This is a genomic window from Spirochaetota bacterium (assembly GCA_035477215.1).
Taxonomy (GTDB): domain Bacteria; phylum Spirochaetota; class UBA4802; order UBA4802; family UBA5368; genus MVZN01.
Genome location: DATIKU010000013.1, coordinates 26,248 through 37,426, shown reverse-complemented (window position 1 = coordinate 37,426; position 11,179 = coordinate 26,248). Strand labels below are relative to the sequence as shown.

The window sequence follows — 11,179 nt, the reverse complement described above, 5'->3', positions numbered from 1 at the left end:
GAACGACTCCACGTTCTTCTCGTACAGCCAGTTGAAGAGCTGTTTGGCGCGGTAGGGCTTTTCTCCAAGCGAGGCGAACACCTGTTCGACGGCGTCGATCGCGAGATTCTTGATGGATGTTTTGTTCATTTCCGGCATATCGTTTCACGGCGGCACGATGAAGACATTGTGTATACTATACGCCGGGACGGCGTTACAACCACTTTTTCCCTGCCGCGTGCCATATTTTTACGTGTATATAAAAATATTTTTTTTAATTGACGTGTGCTACTATTTATATTTTCGTGCTATCAATTATTATACCGACGCTATCAGGAGCCAGTACTCTCACGCACCGCCGTACCGTCATGTGGCCGCTGCGTCAGCCCGGTGTTCCTGAATATCGCCGGCCTACACCATAACACAGTTCCGGAGGCATCATCGCATGAAATACACCAGACTCGCGGTCATTATGCTCTTCATCGCGACGGCACTGCACGCGCAGAAGGCCACGCCCGAAGGCGCAACCGAAACGACCAAAACCGATGAGGACAAGGTCTTCATGTCCAAAGAGATCATCGTCAAGGACAAAAAAGAACAGCCCGGCGTGGTCTCGATCATCACTGACAAAGAGGTCAAAAACTCAACCAAAACCAACCTCGTCAACGTCATCAGCCAGAACGTGCCGAGTTTCTATACCGGCAACAACCGGGTGATGGGCTTCGGCGTCTCATCCAGCGGCGCGGCGGTCATGTCCATCCGCGGCGTGGGCAAATCGGGCTGGGGGCCCACCACCGGCGTCCCCTTTCTCATCAACGGGCTCGACACCACCACGTCGATCATGGGGCATCCAATCGCCGACCTCTTCGCGATGAAGAACATCGACCGTGTCGAGGTCTTGCACGGCCCGCAGCCGGTGCTGTACGGCTCGGGGGCCCTGGGCGGCGTCGTGAATGTCATCACGAAGCGCCAGGAGCACGACGGTTATAGCACCGAGCTTTCCGGTTCTTACGGAAGCTACAATTCAACCGACGATTACATCACTCATCAGGGCAAGATGGGGATCTTCGACTACGGCGTCTCGTACAACTTTCAGCGGACCGACGGCCACCGCGAACAGACCGCGCCGAACGGAAAGGAAGTGGACTCCGAATACATGAACCACAACGGCACGGCCCGTTTCGGTTTCGAGCTCGGAAAGAACTGGTATGCCGGGGTGAACGCCTTCATGATGAAACAGGAGATTCACGATCCCGGCGCCGAGGGTAAACCCTACGATGCATTGGAATACTTTGACATTCTCCGCAAAGGCGCGTCCCTGAACGTGTTGAATACCTATGAAAAACTCGAGGGGATGATCCATGTCTTCTATAACAACGGCCATCACGAGGCGGAGCAGTATCCCAATGATGTCGATTCCTATGAGCACGACGACACGCTTTACGGCGCGCGTGTGATCGAATCGGCGAAGCTCTTCAAAGGCAACAGGATCACGGTCGGCATGGACGTGCGCAAATGGGGCGGGACGTCGAAAAACCTCGTAACCGATGTGTATTACGTCAAGGATAAATATCTTACCGACACCTCGGCTTTCGGCCTTGTCGAGCAGCGCTTTTTCGACGCCGTAACGCTTTCCGGCGGCGCGCGCTATACCGACGACTCAAAATTCGGCGGCTTTACCGCCTGGCAGGGGGGGCTCATCGTCAATCCGACGGAATACTTTAAAATTCATAGCAGCGTCGCGAAAGGGTTTAAACTACCCGATGTACGCCAATTGTATATAAGAAATATGGGCCCCAGCCCAAACGAGAACCTCGACCCAGAAACGTATCTTTCATACGATGCTGGAATTGAACTCACCCCAATAAAAGACATAATTTTTGATATAACAGGTTACCATATCATTGCGGATGACAAGATAATAGCATCAGCTGGTCAATGGACGAACGCCGATGAGTTCAACTACAACGGCCTTGAGGCCACGGCGAAGTATACCATTATGAACATGGTGGGCCTGCGCACCGGCTACTCCTATATTGATAACGAGTACCGCAAGGCCAAGCTTACCTACGTGCCGAAGCACAAGCTGCTTGGCGGCGTTTCGTTCGACGGCTACGGCATTTACGCCGGGCTCGATGCCGAATACGTGTATGGCATCTGGCACGACGCGGCCGGTACCATCGACCTTTCGAACTACCTGGTGCTCAACGCCAAGCTCGCGTACACCTTCATGGAGCGCTATCGCGCCTTCGTGAATTTGAACAACATTACGGACAAGGACTATTCGACGTACTATGGTGGTTCCAGCGCTGTAGCAAACCAGGGATATTATCCGATGCCCGGTTTTACCGCTATGGGAGGACTTTCGGTCACGCTGTAGCCTCACCGGATAAACCATGTCAAATATGCGGCATCGTGGGGAAAAGGCTGCGAAGCCTGCGGAACTCGGATAACGCGGGGAAGACTCGGACAGTCCTCGGCTTCTCCGCTCTTTTCCCCACGACACCGCTCAGGTAATGGTTGCGGCATGTCCCGGCTTCACCGCGTAGGAGGCGACACGGATGTCGCCTGCGCCGAGGCTTACACGGAGGTAAATCCGAGGCGCCGAAGCGGGGAAGACGGGACATGCCGATAACAATCAATGTTCTACTGATGCAGGGCATCTTTTCAATATACGTTGAACATCGCGCATCAGAACAAAAACTTCTGAACGGTCCTCATTTTCAACGCCTTCTTCTTCTCATAGATACCGGTAATTGCACCTTCCTCCATCACCGCCACATGCGTGGCGACCTCCTCCACCATGAAGCGCCGGTGCGTCGCGATGAGCATGGTGGTGGAAAGCGAGCGGAGAATCGCCGCGAGCTTTTCGCCGTTTTCGCGGTCAAGCCCGCCCAATGCCTCGTCGAGGAGCAGGAGGCCGGGCCGCCGGGCGAGCACCCCGGCAAGCGCCGCACGCTTCATCTCGCCGGCCGAAAGCTCCAGCGGGTTACGGTCCGCGTAGCGCGAAAGGTCGAAGCGCTCGAGCCATTCCATCGCCGCCTTCCTTTTGGCTCCGATATCCGGCGCCTCGTCGCCGACGCTCAGGATGACATCGTTCAGGAGATCGGTCATGATGAACTGGTGCTCGACCTGGCTGAAAAGGAACCCGATGCTTCTGCGTATGCGCGCCATGGTCCCCGCGCTCCGCTCTATCCCCATCACCGAAATAAACCCGTCGCCGTCAAGCAGGCCGTCAATGTTCAGAAAAAGCGTCGTTTTACCGCTGCCGTTTTTTCCCGCCAGACAGACACGCATTCCCTCATCGACCTCGATATTTACGCCGTCGAGCGCCCTCCGCCCGTCGGGATAGCGGTAGCTGAGGTTTCGCACAATCAGCGTTTTCATCATGACATCTCTCCTCCCGCTACGATCACTTTCCGCCCCACTGCGCCAGGACCGCGGCGGCGGCGCAGAGTATCGCGACAGCGGCGATGAGCGCGTCCATCGCCCCGAAAGTTTCCGGACGATGGTAAACCCATAACCTTTCCGGAAGCCGCGTGTACAGCGCGGCCTGCAGGTGCCGGTACGACCTTAGCTCGCCGTAGACCATGTTCTGAACATAGAAGCGCGCGACGAGCAGCCTGTCCCGTTTCGTCATATCGAGACGACATCTGAGCTGGTTGATGACCACACGGTTGGCGGCGAGAAGAGAATGGGCCTGTTTAATGATCAGAAGCATGAAGAGCCTGAGACGTTCCGATGGAAGGGAATCGACAAGCCTGAGGACCCCGGCATTGCCGATCCATCGTCCTCCGAGGAATATCGCATTGAAGATAAGGACTATCCTGGCCCCCAGCTCGGGAACATGCATATTCACCATGTCGCCGCGAAGCAGGGACGAGACCGCGGCCATTAGCATAAAGAAGACCGCAGACAGCGCGATAAAAATGTTTCTTGCAAGCAGTTCCGCCGGCATTACGCGCACCGCCGGAACGATGAGCGCGTACATCACGAGCGTCGTCGCAATCACGGGCAAAGAGAGCGGGAATACGGCCAGGGACATTAGCACGGCGAGGACAAGAATCGGCCTGATCAGCGAGGTCATTTTTCGCACTCGACGAAATTAAGGCCGGGCTCGTCGATATAGCTGAGCACCCTGAAGCCTGCATCGGCGAGGAGCACGCGCAGTTCGTCCTCGGCCGGCAGCACGTCTTTTTGTATCGGGCCGTTCAGGGCGGCATGGAATTCATTCAGCGCCCGTGTATCGTCCGGGTGAAAAATATAGACCCGGCCTCCGGATACAAGCGCCCGGTACAGCACCTTCAGCGACCGTGGGATGTCTTCAATGTGCGGAAGAACCGCGTAGCACAGCGCCACGTCGAATTCCCCGTGCGGAAGTCCGGAATCTTCGATGAACCCCACGCTGTATTGGATGTTGTCGAAATCACGATGAAGCTCCTTCGCCCGATCGATCATGCCCTCGGCGGGGTCCACGGCCAGGATGGTTCCGTCCGGGCCGGTTTTTTCCTCGATGAACCGGAAAAGAACACCCGAACCGCACCCGACATCGAGTACCCTGGCGCCCTTGCGGATTTCGATCATGTCGAAAACCCTTCGCAGTTTTTCTTTCCGGCCGGCGTTGTTTCCCACCTTCTCGTCCCATCCCGGTGCGAGCTCATGGAAATAATCGGCTTTTACGCGACGCGCTTCAGTGCTCATGGTTCTCTCCGTGGCGGTGTTCAAAAAGATGAAGGGAATTCTTCCGCAGTATCGCGCCACAGCGCAAAACGGCAAGCGGCACGACGATGAACAACAGCGCAATACCGGGCAGTGACTTCAGCAGATCATACAGCGTTATTATGCGCGAATCGATGGAAAAGAGCGGATACACCAGATAAAAGAGCGCCATTAGCAGAAAACGGTCGAGAAGGACGGCAACCGCCAATGAGACAATAACACCGAATTTAAAGCGGTGCGTCATAAGCGAGATGGTAAAGCAGAATACGGCAAGTTGCAGCATCATGACGAACGCAACCGGGGGATAAAACGGCGGCATACCGGTAACGAGCGCGGAGATAAGCGGCGTAAAAAAACCGGCCATCGCCGCGTTGACGCGGGTCATCAAAAACGCGCCGATAGCGAGCGGAAGATACATGGGCATGAACATGGATCCCAGACCGATGGCGTGAAAGATGACCGGAACGGCGATCGCCAGCGCACTGAAGATCACGGCGATGATGAGGTTGCTTATATCGATACGGTCGTGCATTTTTTCACCATTTTCAACACAGGCGACGATCGCGCTCAGTGTTTCCCATTGGTGTACCCTGGATCGAATCTCTCCGCCCACCGAAAGACGGTTGCCTGGTCACACGCGCGTGGTAGCCGAACCGGCGCTTTTCGTATGTGTCGCATAGTACAAATATAAAATTCATGTTACCGATGGCGCAAAAAAAATTACGGTCGCGCGTATCCTTTTTTCATCGCCGCGGCATCCAGGTCCGGAGTGAGAATGTTTTCGACGGTCAGATCGCAGTTTTCCGGTTCCCGGAATTTTCCAAGCTGGACCGTCTTTATATACCCCTTGCATTCGTCGCAAAAATCGATCCGGTAAGCGGTTTCCCCTTCCCCGGCGAAATAGCCGAGTTTTTCCGTGTCTTCGTTATCGCATACCGTGCAAGCGATGCGTTTAAAATGCCATTCATACTCGCACAGCGCACAGTGCAGAAAGCGCCTTCCGTCTTTGGCGCCGACGATCTTGGCCATGTCTGGATAAAACCCGCATACCGGGCAGTGCGGCCCCATCCATTCGTCCTGCCGCACACCGGCACCGAACTTTTCCGCCAGGGCCGCGAAAAAAGGCTTGAGCCAGTTAACCAGCACAAAGATATACTCTTCGATGCCGAGACTGCATGCCTGCGATTGAGCTGATAAGGCGCCGAAATCCCGCGTAAGGAGCGCCCGGGCGGCCCGGTTCATCGGATCCGTACCGACTGAAAAAAAGTCCCGCAGAGGGTCGAAGTCCATCCCGCAGTGAAGCTCCGAGATTTTCGAAAGCAGCATGCCCATCCCTTCGCGAAGCAGGGTGTCTTCTCCCTGTGCGATCGCGAATAAATCGCCGTTGACGATCGGCATTTCGCCGGGGCGAACCCAGTCACCATCGAACGCAATGCCGGTGTACGCGTCGATGCATTCAGCCTGGTACGAGTAGACGAAACGGAAGAATTCGACCGAATCCCGCCCCAAATGTCCATCCCTCACGGCGTGCTGTAACGCCTTATCGAGATATTCGCGATGACTTCGCATTCGTGCCTACTTTTTTTTATCCGCGCTTTCGTCTTCGCCGGTAATCGATTTCTTGAATTCGCGTATGCCGCTGCCAACGTCCTTGGCGATTTTCGGTATTTTACCGGCGCCGAAAACAAGCAGCACGATCAGGAAGATTATAACCAGCTCCCAAATGCCAGGCATTCCCATGGCGACCTCCGGAGAAGTGGTAGAGTTGTTGAGCACCGGGAAAGACCGCTCTTGCCCGGAATTTTCGAAAAGTCCGAAAACCAAGCTCCGTCATATATGAGAGCGCGGTTTTGTCAAATTAATAAATTCTTCGGGGAATGCTTCCGTGAAGGCGTGATACGCATTACGTCGAATAGTCTGTCATTGTAGGCCCCGGTCTCTCCGGGGCGTGGCAATCTCTTTTCATGCCGGGCTTTATCGAATAACTTCCCGCCTTTTGAGATCGCCGCGTCGCCGCGCTCCTCGCGATAACACCATGTTCACCCGGGATTTCAATTCTCACTCTTCAAGTCGGCCCATATGAAACCAGTGAGTCTACACCGCGGCCGTGTAGCGGATCTCCTTGTCGGAGGGATCCTCGTAGAATTTCACGTTGACGAGCTTTTCCTCTATCCGGCGCTTGCGTTTCTTGATGCTTATCACCGTTCCGGGGAACACCTCCTCGGTGACGATGACCACCGGGTCGCGCTCCAGCTTGAGCTTCGCCTCCACCTCGATGCGCTTTTTATTGATTTCGCCGAGCTCCCTGTTGTGCGCCGTGAGCTCCTGGAGCATGAGCAGGCAGTTCTTCTTCTTAACGGGCGGCAGTATCGCCAGAAACTTTTTGGGGTCCTCGAAAAGGCCCTCGCCGAAACTGGCCTTTATTTTCCGCATTATCTCCTGAACCACCGTTTTAACCGAGTCGGCCTCCCGGCGTATTTCTATTAGCTCCCTCTCCACGAACAGGCTCTCCCCCACGGTGAGCTTCGTGATGTTCTCCCTTGACACGCCTGCCACATTCACCACTATCTCGTGACGCGCAATGATCTCGCCGCCTATGATTTTTCCGTTTCGCGCGGTGACCGATATGCGGTCGTTCGAGAATACCTTGCTGTTGATAATGGAGTCCTCCACTTCGATGTCCTTCACCGCCTCAACCGTTGAATTCAGGATATATTTCGAGCGAACCCTGCCGCCGGCGATGATCTTCATCGTCCCTTTCCCGGAAATACCATGTTTGACGGTAACATCTCCATCGGCCTCAAGGTAGGCGTCGTCCACGTTCTTGTCGACGATGATGTCTCCCCTCGCCTTTACCGAAAAGCCCGGCAGTACCGAACCGAGCACATGAACCGAACCGTTGAAATCGATATTGCCCGAATCATAATCCACGTTGCCCTTGATGATGGCGAACGGCGATACTGAGATCTTTTTGCCCTCCAGACTGAGGCAGCCATCGATGTCCGATACGAAGACCGATCCGTCTCCCATGGACTCAACGACATGCCCCCCCCTGCTGAATCCATCTTTGGCCTCGAAAGCGGCGTCCACTTTCTCGCCGTAAATGTCCATGCCGTCTTCGGACTTTACCCCCGGAATCTTCTTCAAGACTTCCTGACCGCGCCTGATCTCGATTATGGAGTCGACCTCCTTGAAATCCATACGCCCGTCTTCGAGGACCTTGCCGACCTTCTTTTCGAGTTTGATGAGCGGAATGAAATACTCGTCGTATCCGGTAACCGGCTCTTTCCCCCTTGCGACCAGTACGCGATTGACCACGGGCTGCGCGAGGTCGATCTTGGAGAGTTGCTCCTCGATCGATTCCTTGTCGAGAATGGCGAGTATCTTTCTTTGCTGCAGCGCTTTTTCGATGTCGACATACGCCGGCACCTTCATGAATTTGGTGGGAAATATGACGAAATATGCCCTCACCTTGTCCTTGGATATCTGAATGGGCGTAATAAGCCGCAGCCTCTGGGTATTCCGATCGAGTATTACGAATCCGTATTCGGAGGCCTTGTAAGTCGATGAAAACTGGTCCTGGTAAATTCCCTCTCCCGGTTTGAATGAAGGGTTCTTTTCAATAACATGGAATGAGTACCCCTTGTCTATTTCAAGTTCGGCGTCGGCGGGGTCTTCGACACTGACCACTTTGGCGACTATTTCATCCCGATAAACAAAGTTATGCGGGGAAGAGAGCGTGACCGCTTTCTCTCCCTTCTCGTCGGTCTTCTCCACAAACATTCTGGAGACTGCAGTGTCAAAGTAACATAATGCGAGCTTCATGAAACCTCATAGAGCGCCATCGGTCTTGGGCCGCCGCACAGGCCATGCATAGTATATCAAACTGCTGTTTCGCGGTATAGTATTATTTTCGTATCCGTCACCGAAAATATTCATTTAATATTATTCCCGGCCCAATCACCTTGATTTTTGCCCCGGGCCCGCTTATTTTCAATTGCACGATAACCGATAATCAAGACAGGGTCGATACGCGGCACAGAGGTAAAATGAACAAAGACACCGGCAGACTGAATGACATTATGAGAATCGGGTCCGACCTCAACGATATCCAGGACCTCGATATCCTGCTCGAAAGAATCCTCTCCGAGGCGAGGAAGGTCGTCAACGCCGATGCCGGATCGATCTACATCCGCGACGGCGATTTTCTCGTATTCAGCCACTCTCAGAACGACACTTTGCGGAAAAAACTTCCGCACGGCCAGAAGCTGATATACACGACATTCAGACTGCCCATCAACCGAAAGTCCCTTTCGGGCTATGTCGCCTCGACCGGAGAGATACTCAATACGCCCGACGTATACAATATCCCTCCGGAGGCATCCTATCATTTCGATTCGACATACGATCAAATTTCACAGTACCGGAGCACCTCGGTCCTTACCGTCCCCCTCAAGACAAGCCGCGACCACATCGTAGGTGTTTTACAGATCATCAACGCCATGGACGATTCGGGCGGGTTTGTCCCATTCGACAGCGCACTGGAGCCCTACGTGCTTCATTTCGCCGGAATCGCGAGCATGGTCCTCCAGCGCGCGCAGATGACCCGCACGCTCCTTCTTCGAATGATCAGCATGGCCGAGCTTCGGGATCCCAAGGAAACCGGGGCGCACGTCAACCGCGTTGCCTCGTATTCGGTCGAATTGTACGAGCGCTGGGCCCAGCGCCGCGGCGTTCCCCGCCCGACAATCGACCGGAACAGGGATATTTTGCGCATGGCTGCGATGCTGCACGATGTGGGCAAAGTCGCCATATCGGACCTTATTTTAAAGAAGCCCGCTAAGTTCACCGACGAGGAATTCGAGATCATGAAGCGGCATACCTATCTCGGCGCCCGCCTTTTCCGCGAGCGGCAGTCCGAGTTTGACGAGGTCGCCGCGGTCGTCGCCCTCACCCACCATGAAAACTGGGACGGCACGGGCTACCCCGGACGCGTGGACGGGAATACCTGTGAACCGGTCGAAGGGAATGTCGGGGAAAAGGCCGAACCGATCAAAGGCGAGGAGATTCCCATTTACGGGCGCATTGTCGCGCTCGCCGACGTTTACGACGCGCTCTCGTCGCGCCGCGTGTACAAGGAGCCGTGGGAGGAGGATTCGGTGCTCGATGAAATTAAAAAGCTCTCGGGCCGAAAGTTCGACCCGGAGCTTATCGATGTCTTTTTCGAAAACCTCGATTTTATCCGTTCGATCAGGCAGCGCTACCCCGAACCGGATTGACGACGCTAAGCCTATTTCACCATCCCCTTTTTTATAAGGAGCTCGGCGATCTGCACCGCGTTCAGCGCGGCGCCCTTGCGAATGTTGTCCGAAACGATCCACATGTTGATGCCGTTTGGGATCGATTCGTCGTCGCGGATCCTGCCGACAAACACCTCGTCCCTGCCCGCCGCGTTTATGGCGAGGGGGTACAGGTTCCGTGCGGGATCGTCCTCGACGATCACCCCCGGGGCGCTTTTCAGAAGCTCTCGCGCCTTCTCCGCCGATAGCTTCTTTTCGGTTTCAATGTTAACGCTTTCGGAGTGGCCGTGATATACCGGCACACGGACAGTGGTCGCCGTTACGCCGATGGAGTCGTCTCCCATGATCTTCCGGGTTTCATTTACCATCTTCATCTCTTCTTTGGTATAACCGTTCGGCAGGAACACGTCGATGTGCGGAATGGCGTTGAACGCGATCTGGTGGGCGTATACCTTCCGCTGGGAGATCGGCCTCTCCTGTACGATGTCCTTCACCTGTATTTCGAGTTCCTTGATGGCCTTTAGCCCCGTCCCCGATACCGCCTGATACGTGCTGACCACGATGCGCTTTATCCTCGCATAGTCGTGGATCGGTTTGAGCGCCACGACCATCTGGATCGTCGAGCAGTTGGGGTTGGCGATGATTCCCTTGTTCCAATCCACGTCGTCCGGGTTCACCTCGGGCACCACCAGCGGAACGTCCGGCTCCATGCGCCATGCCGAGCTGTTGTCGATGACCACACATCCCGATTCAGCGGCTTTGCGGGCCACCTGAACGCTGATCGAAGCGCCCGCGGAGAAGAGCCCGATATCGTATCCCTTGAAGGAATCGTCGCCGACCGCCTCGACCGTAACCGTGCGACCGCCGAACTCGATCTGTTTACCCACGGTGGAAGACCCGAGGAAGCGGATACTGTCAATGGGGAATTTCCGCTCGAGCAGTATCTTTCGAAACTCGATACCCACGGCGCCGGTCGCCCCGAGAATCACCACGTTGTACTTTTTCATCGGCCGACCCCCTCTCGTCTATATCAACACTATTCGGCGGTTGTCGAAAAACAGTTTTGTAGCGAGAGGGCCCTCTCCTTTTGATGGAAAGAACCCCCTCCGATACGTGCCTTAAACAACAGTCGGTGTATAGTGTTTAATCTTCACAAATTCATGTAGGATGAATAGCAATGG

General features: G+C 54.9%; 10 protein-coding genes. 2 read left to right on the top strand and 8 right to left on the bottom strand.

From position 1 onward, the window contains the following. Positions 1–424: 424 nt before the first annotated feature. Positions 425–2,359, top strand: coding sequence for a TonB-dependent receptor (locus VLM75_02005; protein HSV95687.1), 1,935 nt, complete (start codon positions 425–427; stop codon positions 2,357–2,359). Between the two features lie 311 nt (positions 2,360–2,670). On the opposite strand, the gene VLM75_02000 is transcribed toward VLM75_02005, so the two are convergent. The 7 genes from VLM75_02000 to VLM75_01970 form a co-directional block, all read right to left on the bottom strand. Further along, on the bottom strand, positions 2,671–3,369 hold the full coding sequence (locus tag VLM75_02000) for an ABC transporter ATP-binding protein (protein HSV95686.1): 699 nt from the start codon (positions 3,367–3,369) through the stop codon (positions 2,671–2,673). A 22-nt stretch (positions 3,370–3,391) separates the two neighbouring features. Beyond that, positions 3,392–4,066, bottom strand: a complete 675-nt coding sequence (locus VLM75_01995; protein ID HSV95685.1) for a hypothetical protein — start codon at positions 4,064–4,066, stop codon at positions 3,392–3,394. Beyond that, complete coding sequence (locus VLM75_01990; GenBank protein ID HSV95684.1) at positions 4,063–4,680, bottom strand: methyltransferase domain-containing protein; 618 nt, start codon at positions 4,678–4,680, stop codon at positions 4,063–4,065. The genes VLM75_01995 and VLM75_01990 overlap by 4 nt, the downstream gene beginning before the upstream one ends. Then, positions 4,670–5,230, bottom strand: a complete 561-nt coding sequence (locus VLM75_01985; GenBank protein HSV95683.1) for a hypothetical protein — start codon at positions 5,228–5,230, stop codon at positions 4,670–4,672. The genes VLM75_01990 and VLM75_01985 overlap by 11 nt, the downstream gene beginning before the upstream one ends. 188 nt (positions 5,231–5,418) lie before the next feature. Continuing rightward, on the bottom strand, positions 5,419–6,207 hold the full coding sequence (locus tag VLM75_01980) for a formate dehydrogenase accessory protein FdhE (GenBank protein ID HSV95682.1): 789 nt from the start codon (positions 6,205–6,207) through the stop codon (positions 5,419–5,421). A gap of 66 nt (positions 6,208–6,273) precedes the next feature. After that, entirely contained in the window at positions 6,274–6,438 is a 165-nt protein-coding gene (locus VLM75_01975) for a twin-arginine translocase TatA/TatE family subunit (protein HSV95681.1), read from the bottom strand. Between the two features lie 354 nt (positions 6,439–6,792). Next, positions 6,793–8,523: a FapA family protein gene (locus VLM75_01970; GenBank protein ID HSV95680.1), complete on the bottom strand. Its 1,731-nt coding sequence runs from the start codon at positions 8,521–8,523 to the stop codon at positions 6,793–6,795. Between the two features lie 224 nt (positions 8,524–8,747). Here VLM75_01970 and VLM75_01965 point away from each other — a divergent pair, with 224 nt between their 5' ends. Continuing rightward, positions 8,748–9,977: an HD domain-containing phosphohydrolase gene (locus VLM75_01965; protein HSV95679.1), complete on the top strand. Its 1,230-nt coding sequence runs from the start codon at positions 8,748–8,750 to the stop codon at positions 9,975–9,977. Positions 9,978–9,988: 11 nt separating this feature from the next. Here the strand turns inward: VLM75_01965 and VLM75_01960 are convergent, their stop codons facing one another. Then, on the bottom strand, positions 9,989–11,005 hold the full coding sequence (locus tag VLM75_01960; GenBank protein ID HSV95678.1) for an aspartate-semialdehyde dehydrogenase: 1,017 nt from the start codon (positions 11,003–11,005) through the stop codon (positions 9,989–9,991). Between the last annotated feature and the right edge of the window lie 174 nt (positions 11,006–11,179).